The organism is Moritella sp. F3 (genome assembly GCF_015082335.1).
GTDB lineage: Bacteria > Pseudomonadota > Gammaproteobacteria > Enterobacterales > Moritellaceae > Moritella.
Window position 1 is genome coordinate 61,393 of sequence record NZ_BLRL01000009.1, and the last position, 26,516, is coordinate 87,908.

The 26,516-nt window shown below is 41.8% G+C and carries 23 protein-coding genes; 8 read left to right on the plus strand and 15 right to left on the minus strand.

The genetic code is table 11. The features are described from left to right. Positions 1-55: 55 nt before the first annotated feature. The 5 genes from aceF to ampD all read right to left on the minus strand — a co-directional run bounded on the left by aceF (position 56) and on the right by ampD (position 7,021). On the minus strand, positions 56-1,654 hold the full coding sequence (gene aceF / locus JFU56_RS15060; RefSeq protein WP_198438109.1) for a pyruvate dehydrogenase complex dihydrolipoyllysine-residue acetyltransferase: 1,599 nt from the start codon (positions 1,652-1,654) through the stop codon (positions 56-58). Between the two features lie 10 nt (positions 1,655-1,664). Continuing rightward, the gene (gene aceE / locus JFU56_RS15065; RefSeq protein ID WP_198438110.1) at positions 1,665-4,322 is read right to left on the minus strand and encodes a pyruvate dehydrogenase (acetyl-transferring), homodimeric type; all 2,658 of its coding nucleotides are present in this window, start codon (positions 4,320-4,322) and stop codon (positions 1,665-1,667) included. A gap of 85 nt (positions 4,323-4,407) precedes the next feature. Beyond that, positions 4,408-5,169, minus strand: a complete 762-nt coding sequence (pdhR, locus tag JFU56_RS15070; RefSeq protein WP_019442591.1) for a pyruvate dehydrogenase complex transcriptional repressor PdhR — start codon at positions 5,167-5,169, stop codon at positions 4,408-4,410. 438 nt (positions 5,170-5,607) lie between these two features. Then, the gene (ampE, locus tag JFU56_RS15075; protein WP_198438111.1) at positions 5,608-6,456 is read right to left on the minus strand and encodes a regulatory signaling modulator protein AmpE; all 849 of its coding nucleotides are present in this window, start codon (positions 6,454-6,456) and stop codon (positions 5,608-5,610) included. Position 6,457: 1 nt separating this feature from the next. Further along, positions 6,458-7,021 (minus strand): 1,6-anhydro-N-acetylmuramyl-L-alanine amidase AmpD, encoded by a 564-nt coding sequence (gene ampD / locus JFU56_RS15080; protein ID WP_198438112.1) that lies wholly within the window; start codon positions 7,019-7,021, stop codon positions 6,458-6,460. A 209-nt stretch (positions 7,022-7,230) separates the two neighbouring features. Here ampD and JFU56_RS15085 point away from each other — a divergent pair, with 209 nt between their 5' ends. The 8 genes from JFU56_RS15085 to yacG all read left to right on the plus strand — a co-directional run bounded on the left by JFU56_RS15085 (position 7,231) and on the right by yacG (position 14,281). Then, entirely contained in the window at positions 7,231-7,737 is a 507-nt protein-coding gene (locus tag JFU56_RS15085; protein WP_198438113.1) for a TIGR02281 family clan AA aspartic protease, read from the plus strand. Between the two features lie 24 nt (positions 7,738-7,761). Next, entirely contained in the window at positions 7,762-8,604 is an 843-nt protein-coding gene (gene nadC, locus JFU56_RS15090) for a carboxylating nicotinate-nucleotide diphosphorylase (RefSeq protein ID WP_198438114.1), read from the plus strand. 403 nt (positions 8,605-9,007) lie between these two features. Next, positions 9,008-9,436 carry a prepilin-type N-terminal cleavage/methylation domain-containing protein gene (locus tag JFU56_RS15095; protein WP_198438115.1) on the plus strand — a complete coding sequence of 143 codons (429 nt, stop codon included), beginning with the start codon at positions 9,008-9,010 and terminating at the stop codon, positions 9,434-9,436. Positions 9,437-9,442: 6 nt separating this feature from the next. Continuing rightward, a complete protein-coding gene (pilB, locus tag JFU56_RS15100) occupies positions 9,443-11,146 on the plus strand; it encodes a type IV-A pilus assembly ATPase PilB (RefSeq protein ID WP_198438116.1) in 1,704 nt (567 codons plus the stop codon). A 34-nt stretch (positions 11,147-11,180) separates the two neighbouring features. Next, positions 11,181-12,434 (plus strand): type II secretion system F family protein, encoded by a 1,254-nt coding sequence (locus JFU56_RS15105; protein ID WP_198438117.1) that lies wholly within the window; start codon positions 11,181-11,183, stop codon positions 12,432-12,434. 117 nt (positions 12,435-12,551) lie between these two features. After that, positions 12,552-13,445, plus strand: coding sequence for an A24 family peptidase (locus tag JFU56_RS15110; protein WP_198438118.1), 894 nt, complete (start codon positions 12,552-12,554; stop codon positions 13,443-13,445). A gap of 11 nt (positions 13,446-13,456) precedes the next feature. After that, positions 13,457-14,062, plus strand: coding sequence for a dephospho-CoA kinase (coaE, locus tag JFU56_RS15115; protein ID WP_198438119.1), 606 nt, complete (start codon positions 13,457-13,459; stop codon positions 14,060-14,062). Positions 14,063-14,095: 33 nt separating this feature from the next. Continuing rightward, positions 14,096-14,281 carry a DNA gyrase inhibitor YacG gene (yacG, locus tag JFU56_RS15120; protein ID WP_198438120.1) on the plus strand — a complete coding sequence of 62 codons (186 nt, stop codon included), beginning with the start codon at positions 14,096-14,098 and terminating at the stop codon, positions 14,279-14,281. A gap of 33 nt (positions 14,282-14,314) precedes the next feature. On the opposite strand, the gene mutT is transcribed toward yacG, so the two are convergent. The 10 genes from mutT to murG all read right to left on the minus strand — a co-directional run bounded on the left by mutT (position 14,315) and on the right by murG (position 26,514). After that, a complete protein-coding gene (mutT, locus tag JFU56_RS15125) occupies positions 14,315-14,707 on the minus strand; it encodes an 8-oxo-dGTP diphosphatase MutT (RefSeq protein WP_198438121.1) in 393 nt (130 codons plus the stop codon). A 110-nt stretch (positions 14,708-14,817) separates the two neighbouring features. Continuing rightward, entirely contained in the window at positions 14,818-17,535 is a 2,718-nt protein-coding gene (gene secA / locus JFU56_RS15130; RefSeq protein WP_198438122.1) for a preprotein translocase subunit SecA, read from the minus strand. Between the two features lie 46 nt (positions 17,536-17,581). Beyond that, entirely contained in the window at positions 17,582-18,496 is a 915-nt protein-coding gene (locus JFU56_RS15135; protein WP_198438123.1) for a M23 family metallopeptidase, read from the minus strand. A 147-nt stretch (positions 18,497-18,643) separates the two neighbouring features. Beyond that, on the minus strand, positions 18,644-19,567 hold the full coding sequence (lpxC, locus tag JFU56_RS15140; RefSeq protein WP_019442605.1) for a UDP-3-O-acyl-N-acetylglucosamine deacetylase: 924 nt from the start codon (positions 19,565-19,567) through the stop codon (positions 18,644-18,646). Positions 19,568-19,736: 169 nt separating this feature from the next. Further along, complete coding sequence (gene ftsZ / locus JFU56_RS15145) at positions 19,737-20,930, minus strand: cell division protein FtsZ (protein WP_198438124.1); 1,194 nt, start codon at positions 20,928-20,930, stop codon at positions 19,737-19,739. Positions 20,931-20,960: 30 nt separating this feature from the next. Next, positions 20,961-22,208: a cell division protein FtsA gene (gene ftsA, locus JFU56_RS15150; protein WP_198438125.1), complete on the minus strand. Its 1,248-nt coding sequence runs from the start codon at positions 22,206-22,208 to the stop codon at positions 20,961-20,963. Between the two features lie 5 nt (positions 22,209-22,213). Further along, a complete protein-coding gene (locus JFU56_RS15155) occupies positions 22,214-23,032 on the minus strand; it encodes a cell division protein FtsQ/DivIB (protein ID WP_198438126.1) in 819 nt (272 codons plus the stop codon). A 27-nt stretch (positions 23,033-23,059) separates the two neighbouring features. Further along, on the minus strand, positions 23,060-23,998 hold the full coding sequence (locus JFU56_RS15160; RefSeq protein WP_198438127.1) for a D-alanine--D-alanine ligase: 939 nt from the start codon (positions 23,996-23,998) through the stop codon (positions 23,060-23,062). After that, the gene (murC, locus tag JFU56_RS15165; RefSeq protein ID WP_198438202.1) at positions 23,986-25,446 is read right to left on the minus strand and encodes a UDP-N-acetylmuramate--L-alanine ligase; all 1,461 of its coding nucleotides are present in this window, start codon (positions 25,444-25,446) and stop codon (positions 23,986-23,988) included. Before murC ends, JFU56_RS15160 begins: the two co-directional genes overlap by 13 nt. Beyond that, the gene (gene murG, locus JFU56_RS15170; RefSeq protein ID WP_198438128.1) at positions 25,447-26,514 is read right to left on the minus strand and encodes an undecaprenyldiphospho-muramoylpentapeptide beta-N-acetylglucosaminyltransferase; all 1,068 of its coding nucleotides are present in this window, start codon (positions 26,512-26,514) and stop codon (positions 25,447-25,449) included. Between the last annotated feature and the right edge of the window lie 2 nt (positions 26,515-26,516).

Here is a 26,516-nt window from a genome sequence, read left to right on the forward strand (position 1 = left end):
TAATTAAATACTAAAACTATTACTCGATTAAAATTAAGCGTTTGCTTAACTAAAATTAAAGTACTAGTTGACGAAGATCTGAAAGATATCCGTTTAATGCTGTAACAAAACGAGCACCGTCAGCACCATCGATCACACGGTGATCATATGAAAGTGCCATTGGTAACATAAGACGAGGAGCAAAGTCTTTGCCATCCCACTTAGGTTTAATTTCAGAACGTGATACACCTAAAATTGCAACTTCAGGTGCATTAACGATAGGTGTAAATTGAGTACCACCGATACCGCCAAGGCTAGAAATTGTGAAACAACCGCCTTGCATGTCAGAAGAAGTCAGTTTACCAGAACGTGCTTTCTTAGAGATAACAGCAAGATCTTGGCAAAGCTCGTAAATACCTTTCTGGTCAACGTTACGGATAACCGGAACAACTAGACCGTTTGGTGTATCAACAGCAACACCAACGTTGATGTATTTCTTCTGAATGATGCTTTCGCCATCTTCGCCGATTGAAGTATTGAACTTCGGATAATCAGCTAACGCTTTAGCTACTGCTTTAACGATGAAGATAAGAGGAGAAATCTTGAAGCCTTTATCTTGCTTAACAAGTTTGTTGTTCTCAACTTTACGGAACGCTTCTAGTTCAGTGATGTCTGCTTCGTCGAACTGTGTAACGTGTGGGATTTTAACCCAGTTACGGTGCAGATTCGGACCAGAAATTTTCTGGATGCGAGTCATCTTAACTACTTCGATTTCACCAAATTTAGCGAAATCAACTTTCGGCCATGCTAGAACGTCCATACCAGAACCATTGCCGCCAGTAGCGCCAGACTCTAAACGTTTAACTGCATTTTTAACGTAAGTTTGTACGTCTTCTTTTGCAATACGACCTTTGCGACCTGTTGCGCCAACTTTATCTAAGTTAACACCGAATTCGCGTGCTAGACGACGAACTACTGGTGAAGCATGGTGGTAAGCGTCATTTTCAACGAAACCAGTTACTTCAGGTGCTTTTGCAGCTGGAGCAGCTTTCGGTGCTTCTGCGTTAGCTACAACAGGTGCAGCAGGTGCAGTCGCTTCAGTTACAACAGGAGCAGCAACAGGTGCCGCGCCAGCAACTTCAAACGTCATGATGAAAGAACCAGTTGTTACTTTATCGCCAACAGCTGCTTTAATTTCTTTCACAACACCAGCGAATGGTGCAGGAACTTCCATTGAAGCTTTATCGCCTTCAACAGCCATTAACGTGTCTTCTTCAGCAACAGTATCGCCAACTTTAACTGAAATCTCAGTTACTTCCACTTCATCGTCGCCGATGTCAGGAATGTTAACTTCTAATACTTGCGCAGCAGCGGCAGCAACTGGAGCAGCTTCAACAGCAGGAGCGTCAGCTACAACTTCAGCAACTGGTGCAGCAGCACCAGCTTCAGCAGCGAAGATAAAGATTAATGAACCAGTTTTAACACTGTCACCAACATTTACACGGATTTCTTGTACTACACCAGCTTGTGGTGCAGGAACTTCCATAGACGCTTTGTCACCCTCAACAGCAAGCAAAGTATCTTCTTCTGCAACTGTATCGCCGATTTGAACGGAAATCTCAGTTACTTCTACTTCATCATCACCAATGTCTGGAACGAAAATTTCAATACTCATTTTTTATACCTTATGCGTATAGAGGGTTTAATTTATCAGCGTCGATGTTATATTTTGCAATTGCATCAACAACAACTTGATTTTCTAGATCGCCTTTCTTAACTAATTCAGATAATGCAGCAACAACTACGTATTGCGCGTTAACTTCGAAGTGACGACGTAAGTTTGCACGGCTGTCTGAACGACCAAAACCGTCTGTACCAAGAACTTTGTATGAAGTCGGCACGTATGCACGCGCTTGTTCTGCATAGTTTTTGATATAATCTGTCGCGGCAATAGCGGGTGCATCACTCATTAGTGTAGTGATATACGGTACTTTTTGCTCTGCTTCAGGGTGTAGCATGTTGTAACGTTCAACGTCTTGACCTTCACGTGCAATTTCATTGAATGAAGTTACAGAGAATACGTCAGAACCAATACCATAGTCTTCACTTAAGATACGAGCCGCTTCGCGCACTTGCATCATGATAGTACCTGAACTTAGTAATTGAACTTTAGCAGTTTCGCCAGTATAAGTTTCTAACTTATACATACCCTTACGGATACCATCTTCAACGCCTTCTGGCATTGCGTGATGAGCGTAGTTTTCGTTCATCAATGTGATGTAATAGAAAACGTTTTCTTGCTCGCCGTACATACGACGTAAACCATCTTGTAATACAACAGCAACTTCATACGCGAATGTTGGGTCATAAGACACACAGTTCGGGATAAGGCCTGCTTGTACTAAGCTGTGACCATCTTCATGTTGAAGACCTTCACCGTTTAGTGTTGTACGACCTGCTGTAGCACCTAATAGGAAACCACGAGCCATTTGATCGCCAGCCATCCATGCAGAGTCACCAATACGTTGGAAACCAAACATTGAATAGTAGATATACAGTGGGATCATCGGTACGTCATTCGTACTGTATGATGTAGCCGCTGCAACCCATGAAGACATAGCACCTAACTCATTAATACCTTCTTGAAGTACTTGGCCGCTAGTTTCTTCTTTATAGTAAGAAACAATTTCGCGATCTTGAGGTGTGTATGCTTGACCCTTAGGGTTGTAAATACCAACTTGACGGAATAAACCTTCCATACCAAATGTACGCGCTTCATCGGCGATAATTGGTACGATGTTTTTGCCAATGCCTTTATGCTTAAGCAGCACATTTAGAGCACGAACATAAGCCATCGTTGTAGAGATTTCACGCTTTTGCTCACCAAGTAGCACGCCGAAATCTTCAACTGTTGGGATGTCTAATTTTCCAGAGAAGTTTTCTTGACGCTGTGGTAAGTAACCGTTTAATTCTTTACGACGCGCATGCATGTATTCGTGTTCAGGCGTACCTTCTTCGATTTTAACATACGGCAGTTCTAACAATTGATCATCTGATACAGGTACATCGAAACGATCACGGAACTGCTTAAGCGTATCCGATTTCATTTTTTTCACGCCGTGCGCGATGTTTTTACCTTCAGCTGCTTCACCCATGCCGTAACCTTTAACAGTTTTAGCTAGGATTACAGTAGGCTTACCAACAGTTGCTTTTGCTTTTGCATATGCAGCGTAAAGCTTGCTTGATGAGTGACCGCCACGCTTAAGTGCGTAGATTTCATCATCAGTCATGTCTTTAACTAATTCAGCAGTTTCAGGGTAACGGTTAAAGAAGTGCTCGCGTACGTAAGCGCCGCCTTTAGCTTTCAACGTTTGGTAATCACCATCAACAGTTTCATTCATTAACTGTAGTAGTTTACCAGACGTGTCTTTAGCAAGAAGTTCATCCCACTCTTCGCCCCAAACAACTTTAATCACATTCCAACCAGCGCCTTTAAATAAGCTTTCTAGTTCTTGGATGATTTTACCGTTACCCATTACTGGGCCATCTAGGCGTTGTAAGTTACAGTTAACAACAAATACTAAGTTGTCTAAACCTTCACGTGCAGCAAATGATAATGCGCCGCGTGATTCTGGTTCATCCATTTCGCCATCACCTAGGAAAGCGTATACAGTTTGATCTTCAGTCTGCTTTAGACCACGGCCATCTAGGTATTTCAAGAAACGCGCTTGATAGATAGCTGAGAATGGACCAAGACCCATAGATACTGTAGGGAACTGCCAATATTCAGGCATCAACTTAGGATGTGGGTATGACGGGATACCTTTACCATCAACTTCTTGACGGAAGTTGTTTAGTTGATCTTCAGTTAAACGACCTTCAACAAATGAACGAGCGTAAATACCAGGAGAAATATGACCTTGGTAATAAACTAAATCGCCACCGTCTTTTTCCGTTGGAGCACGGAAGAAGTGGTTGAAACATACATCGTAAAGTGCAGCAGAAGACTGGAAAGAAGCCATGTGGCCACCTAACTCTAAGTCTTTCTTAGATGCACGTAGTACGATCATTAAAGCATTCCAGCGGATAATCGAACGAATACGACGCTCTAATTTCTCGTCACCTGGGTATACAGGTTGGTCTTCAGTACGGATAGTATTGATGTAATCCGTAGTGATGCCGCCTTTACCTAGTGCAACGCCGTCTTGATGTGCTTTTGCAATTACTTTTTCTAGTAAATACTGTGCACGTTCAAGACCTTCTTCACGAATTACTGATTCGATTGATTCTAGCCATTCGGTAGTTTCGATTGGGTCTACATCATGCTTTAAGATGTCGGACATATGAGATTCCTTACTAATTAGATCTCTACAATATTAAAGAAATATTCTTAAGCATCTTGATGTTTAAGAATATTCATTAGTAACACTATTTAGCTTGTTTTATACGGCGTGACGCACGGTTAATGCGGCTATCTTCACGCCCAATATCTAGCAATGCTTGCTCGATATAAGCCAGATGGGCATGACATGCTTCTCTGGCTGTTTCTGGTTGTCGGTTAAGAATTGCAGTGAGCATATCACCGCGATGTTGGCTAATTTGTTCAACCACACCTTGACGCTTTTCCAACAACCTAAAATTTTGACAAATATTATCTTCTAACAATGGATTTAAACCACGCAGAAGATGCAACAACACAATATTATGTGATGCCGCAGTAACCGCAATATTAAACGCACTCACCGCTTGTGCTTGTAACTGCGGGTCTTGCGCTAACTCCGATGCAGTAACTGCATCAAGCGCAACGCGTAATTGCTGAAAATCGGTTTCAGTACCACGTAACGCGGCGTAATAAGCTGAAATACCTTCTAAGGCATGACGAAATTCAAGCAGATCTAATTGCGCTTCAGGGTGTGTCGTCAATAATTGAAACAGCGGTTCCATCAGTGTTTGGTCCATGACCTTCTTCACCCATGTACCACGCCCTTGACGACGTTCCAATAAACCTTTGCTTTCCAAACGTAGAATTGCATCACGTACAGTTGGGCGAGAAACCTCTAACTGCAGGGCTAAATCACGCTCTGAAGGTAAGCGCTGGCCGGATTCTAAACTACCTTCCAAAATCATCTGCTCTAGTTGTTCTGCAATTGCATCTGACAACTTCGGCGGCTGAATTTTTCGATAGACCATGTGAACCTCAAAATGACCAGTGGTAAATTGGTAAGACCAATTTAATATTAAGTCATGACAATTTACCAAAACCACGTTCGATTGTCATTAAAAATAGACATTTTTGTTCGTATTAATGCTGTTTAAATCAAAATAGTCAGTATTAATCCATCTAAATAAATAGATAAACCAAGCAGATTAATAGGGTAATTGCTCTTTAAGCCAGTTTAAATGACTGAACGCTAAGCGTTAAACTGCAACAAACTACCCCCAAAGTGATAACCTTGTCATATTGGTCTTACCACTTAAGAGGATGTTTGAGCACAATAAAGCATAGACCATTACAGTCTATGCTTTATCAAAAATCAGATGATTTCACTACACTAGATGATGCTTAACGAATCACTCGGTCGTGGTTAGATAATAATTCGATACGGATTGCACTCGTATTAATCTGTATTAAATAATAGTACCGTTAATGGTAAGGAGGGAAATGATTGTCACAAAGAAGGTAATATTGCGTTTCGCTAGCTGCACTAAATAGCAGGTATAGTCATAACATTGATCTGTTTCTACATTGGCTTTACTCGCGAGGTATACAACCTTGCCTAATAAATCAAACTCCGGTGTAGATAGATCACGCCAACTACGTAGACTCTGTGGTAAGGCAGCCTGCTCTTCCGCCACCAACGCAAAACCAAGCATTGTTAAACGTGCCGGTAACCAATCCACAATTCGCATAATCCGATGAATACCAGTACGCTTTAATCGCTTGCGATGATGTTGAACAATATACTTATGGTAACTACGCACAACGACATATAGGGTTAAACCAATAGGCCCTGCAACCACAAAGTAAAAAATCACCGCAAAATAAAAACGGTAATTAAGCCAAACTAGCTGCTGAGCAACGGCTTGGGTCAGTAGCGTCGCACAAAAACGTTCACTATTTACATCTAAACAATTTGCATACATACCTTTAGCTTCTAAGTCATTACGACTTAATGCCTTAAGGTATTGGCGATAATCACGGCGATAGTCACTACCACCAAAGCTCATCAATAATAATAGCAACCAAGTGATGATGGTAAAAATGCCATAATAAAGGCCTGCCAGCGCATCCAATAAGCTGTACATCAAGATGGCTGGTAATGCGATGATCACTAACGTACCAAGCAGACCACCATTGATAAACGAAGGAAGTAACGGGAACAGATAACGCTGCAGCACATTATCGAGCTGCAGTTTAGCGCTCAAATGCACAACTCGCTCAATCAGCAGTGCCAGCAGCAGAGATATTAATGCCATATTAATTGTCCTTCGAATTTAAACATGCGAAATAATGTTGCCAGTCAAAATACGGACCGGGATCATCTTTACGGTTCGGGGCGATATCACTGTGACCAGTAATACGTGCTTGAGTGATTAATGGATAACGGGTTTGTATGTCTCGGGTCACGTTTGTCAGGCATTGATACTGTGCCGCCGTATATGGATGATTAACATCCCCCTCAAGCTCGATACCAATCGAAAAATCGTTACAACGGGATTGCCCTGCAAATTCAGAGAGTCCGGCATGCCAAGCGCGTTTAGCTAAGGGAACAAATTGGATCAAACGGCCATCTCGACGGATGTATAAGTGCGCAGATACCCTTACCGAGATTAATTTTTGAAAATAAGGGTGTAGACTACAATCTAACTTGCCTAGAAAAAAGTCTTCGACATAATCAGCGCCATATTGCTCTGGGGGTAAACTAATGCAATGGATCACGAGTAAATCGATATCTACGTCGCTTGGGCGGTCATCAAAATGTGGCGATGATAAAAAATCAGCACTCGCCAATATTCCTGAATCTGCTTGTCTATTTACCACTGTATTCATACCTTCTGACTATAATCGAATTTAATGCTATTCAAGACTACTACTTATAATTACTTCACTTTACAATGATATCGTTAGCAATAACATAGCTACGTCCGTAAAATACAGCCCTGAGTCTGTAAAATACAGAGCGGGATCAGTAAAATGAACAGCCAATAAATAAACCTGTTTATACTGAAAAAAGACAATGGAGAAAGACAATGGATGGAAATCAAAAAATTGCCAAAGCCATGACTTATATCGCCTGGATAAGTGGGTTAATTGTCATGACGCTATTCTTCAATAATTATTTATCGAATCAACAAAACCCCAATCGTACGCCAGAAAGTTATCAACAAAATGGCAATGCTGTGGTAATGCTGCAACAAAATCGTGCCGGACACTATGTTACTAATGGTTATATAAATGGTTATCAGGTAAAATTTTTACTCGACACTGGCGCGACGCAGGTTTCAATACCGGCAAACGTCGCCGAACAGATCGGCTTAACCGCTGGCTATAGTCAATCAGTCAATACTGCGAATGGTGTCATTGAAGTATTCTCAACCCGCCTAGATAGTTTATCGGTTGGTGAATTAACACTTTACGATCTCAGTGCGAATATTAATCCCTATATGCAAGGTGATACTATTCTGCTCGGTATGAATGCATTAAAACAAGTTAAATTAGTCCAGCAAGGCAAAACCCTCACGTTAAGTGAATATTAGTTTTTAATCGACCTAGGAATTATTATGTTACAACAAGAAATACGCCGCGCAGTAAGTACTGCATTAGCTGAAGACCTTGGTGGTCAAAGTGTGGCAGAAGGTGATATCACCGCAAATCTAATCGCAGCAGAAACACAAGCGAAGGCGAAAGTGATCAGCCGTGACCAAGCGGTATTTTGTGGTAAAGCCTGGGTTGATGAAGTGTTCCACCAGCTTGGTGATACGGTAACAGTGACTTGGTTTGTCGCAGACGGTGATTTAGTCGCTGCTGATCAAACGCTATTCACGTTAGAAGGCCCAGCTCGTACATTACTCACAGGCGAGCGAAATGCACTAAACTTTGTGCAAACATTATCGGGCGTTTCAACATTAACAAAAGAATATGTCGATAAGTTAGCAGGCACTAAATGTCAATTACTTGATACCCGTAAAACAATCCCTGGCTTACGTTTTGCACAGAAATACGCAGTAACATGTGGCGGCGGTAAAAATCACCGTATCGGTTTGTTCGATGCTTACCTGATTAAAGAAAACCACATCATGGCCTGTGGTGGTATTAAAAACGCGATTGCTAAAGCTAAAGAGCTACAACCAGGTAAACCAGTTGAAGTTGAAACAGAAAGTTTAGCAGAACTAAAACAAGCATTAGATGCTGGCGCTGATATTGTGATGTTAGATAACTTCGATATTCCGATGATGCGTGCAGCGGTTGAATTAAACCAAGGTAAAGCAAAATTAGAAGTATCAGGTAATGTAACGATTGATACATTAGCGAGCTTTGCTGCTACCGGTGTTGATTTCATCTCGGTTGGCGCGCTAACTAAACATGTACAAGCAACAGACCTATCGATGCGTTTTATTAAGTAATCGATAGGATTTAGCTAGCAGTTAATTCTAAAGACTAACTCTAAAGTAATGCTAAAATACAAAGCACTGCCATTTTACGGTAGTGCTTTTTACATTTTAAATAAATAACCAAGCCGATATCGGCAAATAATATTAATACCTATCTCCTACCCGCAATTCAGTCATTCATCTATAAATAGTCTGCTAATCACCGTATTTACACTTAAAAACCCTTAGTGCAATAATTTTTTATGTCAATAAATCAAGTGATTACAGTGACTAATTGTCTTATAACTTGATCTCGATCGTTAAATTTATGTATACAGGATGTTAAATAAGCGTTTAAATAAATCCAACTCATCAGATGTCTCATACCATTTGATGATTAAAGGACTATTTGGTAATTTTTATAAGGATATAAAAAATGAGAGTACAACAGAAAACACAACAACAAGGTTTTACGTTAATAGAGTTAATGATCGTAGTGGCGATAGTGGCAATTTTGGCTGCAGTCGGTATGCCTGCATATCAAAAATATACCCAACGAGCCCAGTTCTCAGAAGTAATTGCAGCTACAGGTCCAGCTAAAACCGCTGTTGAAATATGCTACCAAACAAGTGGTTCAGTCACTAACTGTGCAACCCAAGCTACAACAGCAGTTTCAGGTGCATATAATACAGCTATTGTTAATGATGTATCAGTGACTTTGAGCGGTAATGTAGCAACAATTCAGGCTACAGGTGAGTCAGAACTAGACGATGCGACTTATATATTAGCAGGAACAATGGCTAACGGACGAGTTGAATGGACTCGAGCGGCTTCAGGTACTTGCGTCACATTAGGCTATTGCTAAGCCCTAATGCAACACAAGCATAACGCGAGCGGCCTGGCTCACAGCCTGGTCGCACATGCATACCTCGCAGTAGAAGAGATCCCATCGCTGCTACAAAGCGCAAAACTGGAGGGTAAAGCCTTCACAACCCTGCTTGTCGACAGTAATATCATTGGCAGTCAGGTATTAGCAAAATTACTCGAACGTGAATATGGTGTACCGTTACTCGATTTAGAGACCTTTAAACTCGAAGAGATCCCCACCAACCTACTCAATGAAAAACTCATCGAAAAACACCATGCTCTGCCGATTTATGTACAAGGACAAACTTTATATCTGGCCATGTCAGATCCGACTAATGTGAGCGCATTAGAAGAGTTTGCCTTTAGCTTTAGTTTACATACCGAAGTATTGTTGGTTGATGAACTGCAATTACAAAAAGCCTTAGAAAGCGTATTAGAGAATGATATCGATGCACTTGGCGATCTGAATGATACCGATATCGATGATCTGGAAGTTGATCATAGCGAATCACGATTAGAGCAAGATAATAAAGACAGTGCAGATGACGCGCCGATTGTTAAATTCGTGAATAAGATCCTATTGGATGCGATCAAAAAAGGTGCCTCGGATATTCACTTTGAACCCTATGAATTTAAATACCGCGTACGCTTTCGTATCGACGGGATCTTACATGAAATGGTATCACCACCGGTAAACTTAGCCATGCGTTTTTCAGCCCGGTTAAAAGTCATGGCACAACTCGATATTGCCGAGCGCAGGATCCCGCAAGATGGCCGTATCAAATTAAAATTATCAAAAAACAAATCCGTCGATCTGCGTGTGAGTACCTTACCAACTATGTGGGGGGAAAAAGTAGTAATGCGGATCCTCGATTCTAACCAAGCCAGTCTCAATATCGATATTCTTGGTTATGACGATAAACAAAAAGCCCTTTACCTCACGGCATTACAAAAGCCACAAGGCATGATCTTGATCACCGGCCCCACTGGTAGTGGTAAAACAGTTTCCTTGTACAGCGGGCTTAATATCCTTAATACCATTGAACGCAACATATCCACAGCCGAGGATCCTATTGAAATCAATCTCTCTGGTATCAATCAAGTTCAGATCAACCTTAAAGCGGGGTTAACTTTCCCCACCGCATTACGATCATTCTTACGCCAAGATCCTGATGTCGTCATGGTCGGTGAGATCCGTGATATTGAAACGGCAGAGATTGCGATCAAAGCAGCGCAAACCGGACACTTAGTATTATCAACACTGCATACCAATTCAGCTGCAGAGACACTAACGCGATTATCTAATATGGGCGTACCCGCTTATAATATTGGCTCATCGGTGAGTTTGATCATCGCTCAGCGCCTAGGGCGTAGACTTTGCAATGAATGTAAAAAACCAGAAGAGATCCCTGCAATTGAATTAGCTAAGCTTGGCTTTAATCAGCAACAAATTAATCACGGTATCACTTCTTTTAAAGCCATCGGCTGTAAGCAATGTACCAAAGGCTATAAAGGTCGCGTAGGGATCTACGAAGTCATGCCGATGTCAGATAAGATCGCGAGAATGATCTTAACGGGCAGTAACTCGCTGGAACTGAGTACGCAAGCCCAGCAAGAAGGTATGGATACTTTACGCCAATCAGCATTACAAAAAGTGATCGACGGTGTAACCAGCTTACTTGAAGTTGAACGTATCACCAGTCATTAAAATATTCAGCATACCATTCGCTAAGGATAGCATCATGGTCACAGCAACTAAAACAACCCGTAATCGCACTCCATCAGCCGTAAAAAAACGCTATCCATATACCTGGCAAGGCGTTAACCGCAAAGGTAAAAAAGTCAGTGGTGAAATGCAGGCTGAAAGCATAAGCAATCTAAAAGTTGAGCTTCGCCGTCAGGGCGTCAATGTGTTAAAAGCCAAACGCAAATCAACAGGATTATTTTCGGCGACAAGTAAAAAAATTAAAGCCATGGATATTGCCGTCATTTCTAGGCAAATAGCCACTATGCTTAATGCTGGTGTACCTTTAGTACAAAGTTTAGAAATTATAGCGCGTAGCCATGACAACCCGGCCATGCGATCGTTAATCGGAGAGGTTGCAGCCGAAGTCGCAACAGGTACGACACTGTCAGATACCTTACGTAAACACCCGCTTTATTTTGATGATTTATATTGTGATTTGATCAGCGCTGGTGAACAGTCCGGTTCATTGGACAGTATTTATGATCGCATTGCCACCTACAAAGAAAAAGCCGAGGCGCTCAAATCTAAAATTAAAAAAGCCATGCTCTATCCCGTCATGATCGTTGCGGTTGCTGTTGTCGTCACGCTTATTTTATTGCTGTATGTCATCCCGCAATTCAAAGATATCTTCGCTAGCTTTGGCGCCGAGCTGCCGCCTTTTACCCTCTTTGTGTTATCGATTTCTGATTTTGTCAGTCAATTTTGGTACTTAGTGGTTAGTATATTATTCGGATTACCTTATATTTACCTTAAAGCCAACAAACGCTCGATAAAAGTCAAACACATCAGCGAACGTACTATTCTCAAGGTACCAGCTATCGGGCCCATTATGCATAAGGGGGCAATGGCTCGTTTCGCCAGAACCCTATCAACGACCTTTGCCGCTGGTATCCCCCTTGTAGATTCATTGACTTCTGCAGCGGGTGCATCCGGTAATATTGTCTACAAAAATGGGGTAATGGAAATGCGTAATGAAGTTATCGCCGGGTTACAGATGCACATCGCGATGCGCTCAACCAACCTATTTCCTGATATGGTGACGCAAATGGTGATGATAGGCGAAGAGTCAGGTTCCCTCGACGATATGTTAGCCAAAGTCGCGCACATTTATGAGCAGCAAGTTGATGATGCCGTTGATGGACTTACTAGCTTAATCGAACCCATGATAATGGTAGTACTAGGTGTTGTCATTGGCGGTCTTGTTATTGCGATGTATCTACCTATCTTTGAAATGGGCAGTATTATGTAATTGATTGTCACAACGCATGCATTGCTTGTCGCTTTAACAGCTTTTCAGTGGCGAGTTTGCTATCATCTTATTTCAATTAATATTTATCTCTTCATCTGATCTGTACAGGTAATTAAAATGCAAGACTTAGCGCTACTCTTTCAACTCACACCTTGGCTATTATGGTTAACGGTTGCCCTTCTCGGTCTACTCGTCGGTAGTTTCTTGAATGTCGTCATTTACCGCTTACCAATTATGATGGAAAGTGAATGGAAAGAAGAGTGTACTGTTTATTTTAGCGATGAATGTAAAACAGCTGAAATTAAGTCTGCATCTGAAACAACTAAATTTAACTTATTATTACCCCGCTCAGCTTGCCCTAAGTGTGGTCATAAAATTACCGCATTAGAAAATATTCCAGTGATTAGTTGGCTAATATTAAGAGGGAAATGCAGCAGTTGTGCTAATCCAATTTCAGCCCGCTACCCAAGCATTGAATTATTAACCGGCTTACTCTCACTTGTCGTGGCTTTATATATCCCTTATGGCATCCAATTAGCTGGCGCGTTGATCTTAACGTGGACCTTAGTGGCACTGACTTTTATCGACATTGATAAGATGCTATTACCCGATCAAATGACCTTACCACTAGTATGGTTAGGATTATTTCTAAACGTTAATTATGCTTGGGTAACACCATCGGATGCCATCATAGGTGCAATTGTTGGCTACCTATCATTGTGGTCTGTTTACTGGGGTTTTAAACTGCTAACCGGTAAAGAAGGCATGGGCTATGGTGATTTCAAACTATTAGCTGCATTTGGTGCTTGGTTCGGCTGGCAATCAATTTTAGCTATCGTACTGCTGTCTTCTTTTGCAGGAGCTATCATAGGTATTACCCAGATTGCCTTAAAGAAACATACCCAAGGCAACCCAATCCCATTTGGCCCTTACTTAGCCATTGCCGGTTGGTTGTACCTTATTTGGGGCGATCAAATTGTTGATTTCTATTTAATTAACTTTATCTATTAAGGTCAGCCGCTATGTATGTTGTTGGATTAACCGGCGGGATCGCATCAGGCAAAACCACTGTCGCCGATATTATTGCTAGCGAAGGCATTAATGTAGTCGATGCCGATATTGTCGCAAGAGAAGTGGTCGCCATTGGTAGTGATGGCTTAGCACAAATCAGCGCACACTTTGGTTCGAGTATATTATTGGATGATGGCAGTTTAAATCGCGGATTATTACGTGAGAAAATATTTTCTGATAATGCTAATAAACAATGGTTAAATGCGTTATTACACCCGCTTATCCGCGCTGAATTATTAGCACAACTCGCTGCAAGTGATTCACCATATACTTTACTCGTGGTGCCACTGTTAGTTGAAAACAACCTGACAACATTATGCGATCACGTACTGGTTGTTGATGTCGCAGAACAAGTTCAGATAGAACGAACGGTTGCGCGTGATAACGTCTCAGCACAACAAGCCTCTGCCATATTACAATCACAAGCAACACGTAAACAACGCCTCGCAGCAGCTGATTCAGTCATTGTGAATAACGACCGTCAACAAGTCATCAAAGATGCAGCTGTGTTACATCAGAAATTTCTTGAATTAGCGACAGCAGCCATGGCAGACTAGCCACTTTCAAGCACTGCTTATTTAGGATATACCATGCAAGTAAATTGCCCAACCTGTCAAAAGCCCGTTGAATGGGTAGCTACTAATGAATTTCGCCCATTTTGCAGTGACCGTTGCAAACTGATTGATCTTGGCGAATGGGCAAGTGAAGAGCGTGCGATCCCGGGTGAAGATGTTTCACCACAAGAACTCCAACCTAAAGGTTACGAGTTCGATTAGTGGCATAAGTTAAAAATATAATCGATGGATGGCTTAGGAAAACTGAGCCATTAACATCTCAACAATCACTTGATTCGCTTCAGGGAACTGATAGTCAGCTAGTGCATTGATATTAACCCACGCAGTTTGCTGCCCTTCAAGACCTTTACCCACACCTACAAAGTCATCCACAAGATAAAAATCCAATTGCACTATTTTGTCACCATAATCAAATTCTAGCTGGTGAAATACATCGGCATTAAGTACATCAAGATTTACCTCTTCTTTAAGCTCTCTGGTTAGCGCTTCAAGCACTGATTCTCCAGATTCCACCTTACCACCTGGAAACTCCCACTTGTTACCTTGGTGCTGCTCTGAGCTACGCTTACTGATAAATACTTGCTGATCACGAACGATGATACCAGCTGCAACATGGACTATTTTCATGATTTGTTCTCTTAAAATTTAGATCATTAAATGGCAGTTAACAAAAAGCGCTAAAACATTGCTGCTTTAGCGCTTTTTATTTCAATCATAGTATCGGTTAGTTAGCGTTATTAGCTTAATTTACCATGACACTGTTTGAATTTAGCACCTGAACCACAAGGACACGGATCGTTACGACCTACTTTCTGACCTTGGCGCACAAACGTTTCAGCTTCATCAACTGCCGATTCGTCAGCCAATTGATTTTCAGCTGTTGCATGGCTCATATTTTGCGGTAATGATTCACCACGACGACGATGCGCTTCAACTGCTTCAACATCTTCAGGTGCTTGCACCTGCACTTTAGAGATCACACCAACCACATCTGATTTTAGGTTCTCTAACATTTCAGTAAACAGTTCAAACGACTCACGCTTATATTCTTGTTTCGGGTTTTTCTGAGCATAACCGCGTAAATGAATACCTTGACGTAAATGGTCCATCGCCGCTAAGTGCTCTTTCCATAAACCGTCTAGTGTTTGTAACATCACAGCTTTTTCAAATTGGCGAATAACTTGTGCACCCACAGCATCTTCTTTCGCTGTGTAAGCTTCGTTAGCTTGCGTCATAATACGTTCGCGGATCTGTTCTTCATACAATTTATTATCATCATCTAACCACTGCTGGATAGGTAATTCAAGCATGAAGTCTGCACGTAAACGTTGTTCTAGACCGGTGATATCCCACATTTCATGTAATGACTGTGGTGGAATGTAAGCATCCATAACTGCATTAAGCACGTCTTCACGGATCGCGATCATCGTTTCACTGATATCTTCCGCTTCCATTAACTCGTTACGTTGCTCATAAACCACTTTACGTTGGTCATTGGCAACATCATCGAATTCAAGTAATGATTTACGAATATCAAAGTTACGGCCTTCAACTTTACGTTGTGCATTTTCGATCGCGCGTGTAACCCATTTATGCTCAATCGCTTCGCCTTCTTCCATGCCTAATTTCTTCATCATGCCAGTAATACGGTCTGATGTGAAAATACGCATAAGCGGATCGGCCATTGATAGATAGAAACGCGTTGAACCAGCATCACCCTGACGACCAGAACGACCACGTAATTGGTTATCAATACGACGAGATTCATGACGTTCAGTACCGATGATATGTAGACCACCTGCAGTCAGTACTGCATCGTGACGTACTTGCCATTCTGATTTGATATGTGCAATTTGCGCTTCGGTTGGTTTCTTCAGTTTATCAACTTCAGTCTGCCAATTACCACCTAACACGATATCAGTACCACGACCGGCCATATTGGTTGCGATAGTGACCGCACCAGAACGACCCGCATCAGCTACAATTTCAGCTTCACGTTCGTGGAACTTAGCATTCAATACGTTATGTTTAATTTTGTCTTTTTTCAGTAGGTTCGACAGTAATTCAGAACTCTCAATCGATACCGTACCAACCAAGACAGGCTGTTGTCTCTTCACGCAATCTTTAATATCTTCAATGATCGCAACGTGTTTTTCATCCGCAGTCAGGTAAACAAGATCACCAAAGTCTTTACGTGCCATTGGTTTATTCGTCGGTAAAACAACTGTTTCTAGACTGTAGATCGATTGGAACTCGAAAGCTTCAGTATCAGCAGTACCCGTCATGCCTGACAGTTTTTCGTACATGCGGAAATAATTCTGGAAGGTAATTGATGCTAATGTTTGGTTTTCGTTTTGAATGTTTACACCTTCACGGGCTTCTACCGCTTGATGTAGACCTTCAGACCAGCGACGACCAGGCATAGTACGGCCAGTGTGCTCATCAACAATAACAATCTCGCCGTCATCACTGACAATATAATCAACATCTTTTTCAAACAATGTATGCGCACGTAATGCCGCATTGATGTGATGTAATAATGAAATATTACCGGCTGAGAATAAAGAATCTTCTTCGCTTAATAAGCCACGCTCTTTGAGCATCTCTTCAACTTTAATTTGACCATTTTCAGTCAATAATACTTGCTTGTTCTTTTCGTCAACCGTGTAATGACCATCACCAGTATATTCTTCAGTATCTTCCTGCTCTTGCTGTTCTAGCAAAGGAATGATGGTATTAATTTTAGTGTACAATTCAGAGCTATCATCGGCAGGGCCAGAGATAATCAGCGGAGTACGCGCTTCATCAATTAGGATTGAATCCACTTCATCGATTACCGCATAGTATAGCGGGCGCATTACACGCTGTTGTGGTTCGAACGCCATATTGTCACGCAGATAATCAAAACCAAATTCATTATTGGTTCCGTAAGTGACATCCGCTGCATATGCTTCACGTTTAGCCATGTTATCCATGCCAGACACGTTCAAGCCAACAGTTAGCCCTAGGAATTCAAATAGTTCACGATTCCATTCCGCATCACGTGCAGCAAGGTAATCATTCACCGTAATAATATGTACGCCTTTACCTGTTAAAGCATTTAAATAAGCAGGTAGTGTCGCCGTTAGTGTTTTACCTTCACCCGTACGCATTTCCGCGATCTGGTTATTATTTAAAACCATACCACCTAATAACTGTACATCGAAGTGACGCATGCCAAATACACGCTTAGAACCTTCACGTACAACCGCAAATGCTTCCGCTAACATGCTATCAAGTGATTCACCAGCAGCGAAACGTTGTTGAAAATCAACCGTTTTGGCTTTTAGTTCTTCATCTGATAATACTTCAAAATCTGTTTCTAATTGATTAACTTGTTTTACAACTTTGTGCAATTTTTTTAAAATGCGGTCATTGCGGCTACCGACTATTTTTGTAATTATATTAGTTAACATTTTATGACCAAAAGTTATTGTGAATCTATTTGAAATTTAAAGCATTTTAGCGATAAACATAGCGTTTAGGATCGACTTGTCGTCCCGATTTTAGCACTTCGTAGTGCACATGAGGTCCAGTAGAGCGCCCTGAACTTCCCATAATAGCAATAGTTTGCCCTTTACCTACTACATCACCTTCTTTGGCAATTAACTCTTTAGAGTGGGCGTAACGTGACGACAGACCATTTCCGTGATTTATTTCGATTAACAGTCCATAACCTGAACGTCTGCCGGACCAAGTGACAACACCTGCGCCCGTAGCAATAATCTTCATGCCATTATCGCCTGCAAAATCAACGCACTTATGCATGGTTGCTCGCCCTGTAAAAGGGTCTTTACGCACACCATAATGGGACGATAACCAAGAACCTCGTTCAATAACAGGTCGACCAGATAACACAGCCTCATCTGTTATATTGTGATTCAATAGCATAGTTTCAAGTAGTGAAAGCTGTTGTGAGCGATTATTTACTTCTAATGACAGTAAATCCATCTCTTCAAGCAAGGTTTGTAAATCAACAGCATAACTTGTATCGGTATCCACAGGACCACCAATAGCAGGCTTTAGCATAAAATCAAATTCACCACGCGTCAAACTGGCATCTTTAGCCAATTCATCACCTAATAAACTCAAACGGTTAACTTCCGCTTGCATCATGCCAACTTTACTCGCAAACACGGCTATTTTCAAATCTGTTTCTTGACGTAGCGCAAGGACTTGATCGGCTTGTTGTTGATATTTTTGCTGCGTTTTGGCAATTTTAAGCTGAATGGCTTGAGAAGAATAATTTGAATAGAGAAACCAAGAAGACGCAATCGAAACTGCAATGACAGCAATTAAGGCAAATATGAAGAAGTAGAGATTAAATAATTTAGAATAGCTGTTTTTACTATTCGAGTAAGTAACTGTAACGCTCATAATCTTATTTTAACTGATGAATGTGTGGCACTAAATATAAACAATTTGATGCCACAATTCTATCTGTATTTATCTTAGCGCTGATTTGTAATATCAGTTCCGAGATACTAAACCTATTTGTTTAGATTATAACGCCAGTCTTTTAGGTTATAACGCTAGCGTTAAATTTGGCTCTAACCAACGAATTGGTGCATCTTGAGCTTCATCTACCGTGGTAAATTCCCACGCTTCTTGATTAGCAAGTAATGCTCTTAATAATAAGTTATTCATGCCGTGGCCAGTTTTGAATGCTCTAAACTCACCTAAAATTGAATGGCCTGATAAGTACAGGTCACCAACAGCATCAAGTACTTTATGTTTAACGAACTCATCGTCATAACGTAAACCGTCATCATTTAGAATACGGAATTCATCAACCACAATCGCATTATCTAAGCTACCGCCTAGTGCGAGGTTTTGTGATTGTAGATATTCAATATCTTTCATGAAACCAAAAGTACGTGCACGACTGATTTCTTGATGGAACCAATCGCCGGAAAAATCTGCGCGAATATGCTGATTTTGGCCTTCAAATACCGGATGGTCAAACTCAATACGTAAATCCATGATAAAACCATGATTCGACGGTAAGAATTCAGCCCATTTATCGCCATCTTCAACACGGATAGGTTGCTTGATTTTAATAAATTTCTTAGCACAGTTAAGTTCTTCAATTCCCGCGCTTTGCAGCAAGAAAATAAAAGGACTAGCACTGCCATCCATAATTGGAATTTCAGCTGCATCAACCTCGATAATAATGTTATCGATGCCAAGGCCAGCCAACGCCGCATTAATATGTTCGACTGTAGAAATACGGTGACCATCTTCGCTAATAAGGCAAGTACACAACATCGTATCTTTTACCATGTCTGCTGCTGCTTTAAAATCAACCACAGGGTCGAGATCGATACGGCGATAGATAATACCGGTATTCGCTGCTGCTGGACGAAGATTTAGGGTAACCTTGTTGCCAGAATGTAGACCGATGCCGGTCCCACGTACAGCTTGTTTTAATGTTCTTTGTTTAATCATTAATGTCACCCTATTTAAATCCCACACTCCAACGCGAGGCCGAGCAATTTACCACAGCCACAGTTCAAATGCAAAATCACCGTTCCAAACACAGCTTATACAATTCAATCTTTAGGCTAAAAATAACCCATCAGACTGAATCATATTCTAGCAACTATACCGTAAAGTATTAGTCAGCTTGGCGACGCAAGAACGCGGGAATATCAAGATAGTCCGGTTCGCTTTTGGTTGCCGTAGTCGTATTGCTTTCACCAACTGCTACTTGCTGTGCAACATTCTGCACATCAACTTTACTATCGGCAGCAATCACTGTCGCTTTAGCTGTTTCTTCAATTTTCGCAGGTTCAACTTTCGCTTCTTCTACTTTTTTCACCGGTGTTGGTACTAACGTAATATCAGGTTTGTTTTCAGCACCAATACCAGTCACAACAACCGTTACACGTAATTCATCTGTCATTTCAGGGTCGATTACCGCACCCACAACAACCGTTGCATTGTCAGATGCAAACGCTTTAACTGAGTTACCCACTGTTTCGAATTCTTCAATGTTGATATCTAGACCAGCTGTAATATTTACTAGAATACCGCGTGCGCCCGCTAAATCGACATCATCCAGTAATGGACTTGAGATAGCGGCTTCCGCTGCTTCTTCAGCACGATCTTCACCAGATGCCACACCAGTACCCATCATCGCAGTACCCATTTCGCTCATCACAGTGCGCACATCGGCGAAATCCACGTTGATCAGACCAGGACGGGTAATTAACTCTGCAATACCTTGTACTGCACCGAGTAAGACATTATTTGCTGCTTTAAACGCATCTAATAAACTTACACCACGACCTAATACTTTCAGTAGTTTGTCGTTAGGAATAGTGATTAAAGAATCAACTTGCTCACTTAATGCATCAATACCCGCTTGCGCGTAAGTCAGGCGACGTTTGCCTTCAAAAGAGAAAGGTTTAGTCACTACCGCTACCGTTAAGATGCCTAACTCTCTTGCAATTTCAGCGACAACAGGCGCTGCACCAGTACCTGTACCACCGCCCATACCGGCAGCAATAAAGATCATATCTGAACCTTGTAGGTGCTCCCGGATTGCATCGCGATCTTCCATTGCAGCTTCACGACCTACCTGAGGATTTGCACCCGCACCTAAGCCTTTTGTTATTGTGTTACCGATTTGAATAACAGATCCAGCGGCTGAATTACGTAATGCCTGTGCATCCGTATTAATCACAATGAATTCAACACCTTCAATTGTTTCACTGACCATATGGTCAACTGCGTTACCGCCGCCACCACCGACACCAATGACTTTAATGACAGCTTCATCGTTACTATCATCTAGTAATTCAAACATGGTAATTTCTCCAAAAAATCTTATTGGGGTTTAAAACCCGCCTTTGAACCAGCTCATTATTTTTTTAAGTAGCTGATTACAATTATTCTTCTCTATGACTACTTCTGTTGTTGGTTCGAACTGTTGTTCTTTACCAAACTGAAGTAAGCCAACCGCTGTTGAGTACACTGGTGTATTTACATATTCAGTTAATCCATTAATATTTAAAGGGCTACCGATTCTAACTTGAGAGTTAAATACGCCTTCGGCACATTCAACCAAACCTTCAATTTGTGCAGCGCCACCAGTAAGGACGATCCCTGCAGCTAATTTTTCCAGTTTTAATGACTCTAAAACAGTTTTTAATTCAGCTTCAACCATTCCGAATAGCTCAGAATATCGAGGTTCTATCACTTCTGCAAGTGTTTGTCGTTGTAAAGTGCGCGATGGTCGACCGCCAACACTCGCGACTTCGATGGTATCATCACGCTGTAGTAAACTTGCATGTGCACAACCGAACTTAACTTTAATATTTTCGGCATCTGCAGGTGGTGTACCAAATGCATATGCGATGTCGCTAGTAACTGCATTACCCGCATAAGAAAATACTGATGTATGGCGTAACGAACCATCATAAAATACCGCGATATCAATAGTACCACCACCGATATCCACCACACATACACCGAGCTCTTTTTCATCATCAGTGACTACAGCGTAGCTTGACGCTAAGGCAGAAAAAATGAGTTTATCGACCTGTAAGCCACAGCGCTCAGCACATTTTACAATATTTTTTGCCATGTCATTGTGACACGTGATCAAATGTACCTTGGCTTTCATGCGAACGCCTGATAAACCAACAGGGTTTTTAATGCGCTCTTGATAATCAATAGCATATTCCTGCGGGATCACATGTAAAATTCGATGTTCGTCACGAATTCGCACTGACCTTGCAGTATAGATCACATTATCTACATCATCTTGTGTGACTTCATCTTCTGAAATCGCCACCATGCCAATTTCATCTTGGCTGCTAATGTGTTTACCCGAAATACTTAGATAGACTGACGATATTTTCATATCAGCCATCAATTCTGCGTCTTGCAATGCACGCTGTACCGCTTTGACGACAGACTCAAGATCGTTAACGCCGCCTTTATCCATGCCGCGCGATACGCTTTCGCCTAAACCGATAATATTTAGTTCGCCATCAGGTAATAATTCACCCACAACAACGGCTATTTTTGATGTGCCGACATCTAAACCTACAATTAATTTTCGTTCCATCGACTTAGTCATTATCACTACTCTTTATTGTCATTTTTCCAGCCAACTGAGAAACCTGTATCGTAACGTAAATCTATATAGGCTATTTTTTCTTTATCCAATACTGCGACATAGTCGATATAACGCTGAATACGAGATATTGCATCCTCTCGCCCCAAGCGCAACATAATACCATTACTTAATACAACCGTTATTGCATTACGTAAATTCATTGTCATTGTTATTATCTGATAGTTGTTAAGCTGCAGTAATCCATTGAATTCATTGTATTTAGCCAGCGTCTGTTTAATTCTATCATTAGGGCTATAAAGTTTCACTAATGATATTGGTGCCATATTAACATCAGCATCGAATACAATCCCATCTTCATTTAATAATTGACTATCATTCCAGACCGCAACAACTGGTTGTTCTTGAATATACACGCGTAATAAATCAGGCCAACTTTTACGTACCGATGCATGATAAACCCAAGGTAATGATTCGATTTTTTCTTGGATATCATCGACATTAACTGAAAAATAATTTTCTATCGCTGGTTTTTGTAACAATACAGTTCGAATATCATCATCACTAACGTACTCACGCTCACCTTGAATAATCAATGCTGACATAGGCATTTTACTCGCATCTGTCAGATAAGATTCCATACTGCTAAACATCCAACTGAAAAACACTATCACCATAAAGAAGAAAAGCAAACCTAAGCCACGTTGCAAACGTGACGGGCCAAATTCTTCAGCGCAGGATTCATCCGCTTGAATCTCAAGCTCCGTCAGTGCATAGATATGATCCTCTTGCACTTCAGTTTCCGGTGTTATCGTGGCAGTAGTCATAATTAAATACGTCGCTTAATACATCGATCAATGCGCAAGCGCTAATACCTTAGACACTAAACTTTCAAAATCATAACCTGCTGCATTTGCAGCCATAGGCACTAAGCTTTTTTCGGTCATCCCTGGTACTGTATTCACTTCTAATAACTGGAACTGACCTTGCGCATCAAGCATCGCATCAACACGGCCCCAACCTTCAGCGGCAACCGCATGAAATGCTTGCAATGCATAAGCTTGTAATTGTAAACGCTGGACATCCGTAATCGGTGCAGGACACAAGTATTCCGTCGAATTAGATTGATACTTAGCTTGGTAATCATAAAACGTATTAGGCGTTTTAAGCTGAATAACCGGTAATACTTCGTCACCAAGAATGGCGATAGTAAACTCAGGTCCTTCAATCCATTGTTCGATAAGGATCTCGTTATCATATTCAAAAGCAGCCGTTACCGCGGTTGCTAATTCCGCCACGTTATGTACTTTCGCCATACCAATACTCGAACCTTCTTTCGCCGGTTTAATGATAACCGGAGAGCCGAGTTCAGCAATAATATTACTGGCAATGTCAGTACTAAAATCTGTTGGCGTAACAATACGATAAAGCGCCGTGGGTAGACCTTGTGCCTGCCATATTTGTTTAGTACGGATCTTATCCATTGCTAATGCGGCACCTAATACACGACTACCTGTATACGGAATCGCAAGCTGTTCTAACGCGCCCTGCATTACGCCATCTTCGCCACCACGACCGTGTAAGGCGATAAATGCATGGGTGAAACCATCACCCTTAAGTTGGTTAACATCGTATTCCGCAGTATCTAATGCATGCGCATCAACACCTGCACGTTGTAAACCAGCAGTCACAGCTGCGCCAGATTTAAGTGATACTTCACGTTCCGCAGAATTACCACCAAATAATACAGCTACTTTCTTAGTACTTGTTGCGCTCATGATTACTTCTTCCATTGTTTCATCGTATCCACATCCATTGCCATTGCAGCGAGGTCTTTAGCCAGTGTACCGACATTACCAGCACCTTGAGTCAACACTAAATCACCTTCTTGCAAATGCTCAGCGAGAATCGCTGGTAATTCGTCAGGGCTTGCTACAAAAATCGGCTCGATATTACCTCGTTGTCGAATGCTGCGACAAAGTGAACGGCTATCAGCACCCGGAATGGGTTCTTCGCCAGCAGGGTATACTTCCAATAATAACAACAAATCAACTTTTGATAAGACGTTAGCAAAATCTTCGTATAAATCACGCGTACGGGTATAACGGTGCGGCTGGAATATCGATACTAAACGTTTTTCCGGCCAACCAGCACGCGCTGCGGTAATAGTAACATCAACCTCGGTTGGGTGATGACCATAATCATCTACCAACATCACATTACCAGCACCTGAATCAAATTCACCGAGATGATCAAAACGGCGACCAGTACCAGCAAAATTAGCGAGTGCAGTTACAATTGCGCTATCAGCAATGCCATCTTCAGTCGCAACAGCAACAGCTGCGGCAGCATTCAAAGCATTATGTTGTCCTGGCGAATTTAAGCTTACACGTAAGTCTTCACGATCTTTACGACAAATAGTGAAGTGACTCTGATGACCTTGCTGCACATAATCAACAATGCGTACATCGGCATGCTCAGAAAAACCGTAAGTGACCACCTGACGACCCACATCAGGGATCAACTTTTGAATAACGGCATCGTCAGCACACATTACCGCAAGGCCATAAAATGGTAAATTATGGAGAAAATCAATAAAGGTTTTTTCTAACTTTGCAAAGTCACCGCCATAAGTATCCATATGGTCAGCTTCAATATTCGTCACCACAGCAACCATCGGCTGTAATAATAAGAATGACGCATCGCTTTCATCCGCTTCCGCAATCAAATAACGGCTAGTTCCTAAACCAGCATTAGTGCCAGTACTCTTAACTAGGCCACCATTAACATAGGTAGGATCTAAACCGGCTTCATGATAAATGCCTGTCACTAAGGCCGTCGTCGACGTTTTACCGTGCGTCCCAGAAATAGCGATACCATGACGAAAACGCATTAATTCCGCAAGCATCTCCGCACGTTTAATCACTGGAATACGATTTTCATGTGCTGCAATAATTTCTGGATTGCTTAAATCAATCGCGGTAGAGACCACGACAACACTAGCATTCAATACATTTTCAGCTGTGTGTTCGAAGTTAATCTTGGCACCTAATTTAACCAAGCGTTCAGTCACTGGATTTGGCGCTAGATCAGAACCAGTAATCTGGTAACCTTCGTTAGCTAATACTTCGGCGATACCGCCCATGCCTGCGCCACCAATACCAACAAAATGGATAGTTTTCACACGGCGCATCTCCGGCACCATAGTTCTGAGTTGTGCGATCTTTTGTTCAGGCATTATTTATCTCTCTTCACTTAACGCTGAACAGGCCATTGCGACCTGTTCAGTAGCATCTAGAATAGCAGCGGTTTTTGCCGCCTCTGACATCGCCACAAGGCGCGATTCATCATCAATCCACTGCTGTAATAATTTGGCCAAATCGGCAGCATTAAATTGCGGTTGTGGTATCAACACAGCACCACCCGCAGCCACTAATGATTGGGCATTTTTAGTCTGATGATCATCCACCGCATGCGGTAATGGAATAAAAATAGCAGGGAGTCCAGCAACAGCAACTTCAGAAACCGTTAACGCGCCAGCGCGGCAGACTACCACATCTGCTTGTGCATAAGCTTGCGCCATATCATCAATAAAATCAGCTATTAAAATTTCAGCGCTCACACCAGCAGCTTGATAAGCACTGCTCACTTTAGCTGTATTGTTTTTACCCACTTGGTGACGCACGCAAATCTTATCTTGCGGTAATAATGCCAGCGCAGCAGGTAAAGTATCATTTAATACTTTCGCCCCCAAGCTACCACCAACCACTAATACCGTCAGTTTATCTTGTTTAACTCGCACTTGCTGATGCAATGCAAGCACATCTTCACGCACCGGGTTACCAACTAATTGACCTTGTGTAAACGCACCAGGAAATGCCATTAATACCCGCTTAGCTATTTTAGCTAATAAGCGATTAGTCAAACCCGCTGCGGCATTTTGCTCATGCAAAACCACAGGAATACCTTGTAACCAAGCAGCAACGCCGCCCGGTCCACTGGCAAAACCGCCCATGCCTAATACCACATCAGGTTTAAAGTCTTGCATCACTTTACGCGCTTGCAGTACTGACTTCAAAATCCGAAACGGCGCTGCGCATAAACGCTTAAGCCCGTTACCACGCACACCGGAAATATCAATAAACGAAATATCAAAACCATGCAGTGGTACTAAATCAGCTTCCATACGGTCAGCAGTACCAATCCAATGGATCGCCCAGCCTTTTTGCTCTAAATGTTTCGCTACCGCAATACCAGGAAATACGTGACCGCCAGTACCACCGGCCATCACTAATAAACGTTTTGTCATAA

Excerpts from the sequence above, each read along its gene's own strand:
- secA (WP_198438122.1), bottom strand. The coding sequence starts at position 17,535 with ATGTTAACTAATATAATTACAAAAATAGTCGGTAGCCGCAATGACCGC.
- pilB (WP_198438116.1), top strand. The coding sequence starts at position 9,443 with ATGCAACACAAGCATAACGCGAGCGGCCTGGCTCACAGCCTGGTCGCA.
- JFU56_RS15085 (WP_198438113.1), top strand. The coding sequence starts at position 7,231 with ATGGATGGAAATCAAAAAATTGCCAAAGCCATGACTTATATCGCCTGG.
- lpxC (WP_019442605.1), bottom strand. The coding sequence starts at position 19,567 with ATGATTAAACAAAGAACATTAAAACAAGCTGTACGTGGGACCGGCATC.
- aceE (WP_198438110.1), bottom strand. The coding sequence starts at position 4,322 with ATGTCCGACATCTTAAAGCATGATGTAGACCCAATCGAAACTACCGAA.
- ftsA (WP_198438125.1), bottom strand. The coding sequence starts at position 22,208 with ATGACTAAGTCGATGGAACGAAAATTAATTGTAGGTTTAGATGTCGGC.
- JFU56_RS15105 (WP_198438117.1), top strand. The coding sequence starts at position 11,181 with ATGGTCACAGCAACTAAAACAACCCGTAATCGCACTCCATCAGCCGTA.
- coaE (WP_198438119.1), top strand. The coding sequence starts at position 13,457 with ATGTATGTTGTTGGATTAACCGGCGGGATCGCATCAGGCAAAACCACT.
- pdhR (WP_019442591.1), bottom strand. The coding sequence starts at position 5,169 with ATGGTCTATCGAAAAATTCAGCCGCCGAAGTTGTCAGATGCAATTGCA.
- mutT (WP_198438121.1), bottom strand. The coding sequence starts at position 14,707 with ATGAAAATAGTCCATGTTGCAGCTGGTATCATCGTTCGTGATCAGCAA.
- aceF (WP_198438109.1), bottom strand. The coding sequence starts at position 1,654 with ATGAGTATTGAAATTTTCGTTCCAGACATTGGTGATGATGAAGTAGAA.
- ftsZ (WP_198438124.1), bottom strand. The coding sequence starts at position 20,930 with ATGTTTGAATTACTAGATGATAGTAACGATGAAGCTGTCATTAAAGTC.
- nadC (WP_198438114.1), top strand. The coding sequence starts at position 7,762 with ATGTTACAACAAGAAATACGCCGCGCAGTAAGTACTGCATTAGCTGAA.
- ampE (WP_198438111.1), bottom strand. The coding sequence starts at position 6,456 with ATGGCATTAATATCTCTGCTGCTGGCACTGCTGATTGAGCGAGTTGTG.
- JFU56_RS15095 (WP_198438115.1), top strand. The coding sequence starts at position 9,008 with ATGAGAGTACAACAGAAAACACAACAACAAGGTTTTACGTTAATAGAG.
- JFU56_RS15160 (WP_198438127.1), bottom strand. The coding sequence starts at position 23,998 with ATGGAAGAAGTAATCATGAGCGCAACAAGTACTAAGAAAGTAGCTGTA.
- murG (WP_198438128.1), bottom strand. The coding sequence starts at position 26,514 with ATGACAAAACGTTTATTAGTGATGGCCGGTGGTACTGGCGGTCACGTA.
- JFU56_RS15110 (WP_198438118.1), top strand. The coding sequence starts at position 12,552 with ATGCAAGACTTAGCGCTACTCTTTCAACTCACACCTTGGCTATTATGG.
- yacG (WP_198438120.1), top strand. The coding sequence starts at position 14,096 with ATGCAAGTAAATTGCCCAACCTGTCAAAAGCCCGTTGAATGGGTAGCT.
- JFU56_RS15135 (WP_198438123.1), bottom strand. The coding sequence starts at position 18,496 with ATGAGCGTTACAGTTACTTACTCGAATAGTAAAAACAGCTATTCTAAA.
- JFU56_RS15155 (WP_198438126.1), bottom strand. The coding sequence starts at position 23,032 with ATGACTACTGCCACGATAACACCGGAAACTGAAGTGCAAGAGGATCAT.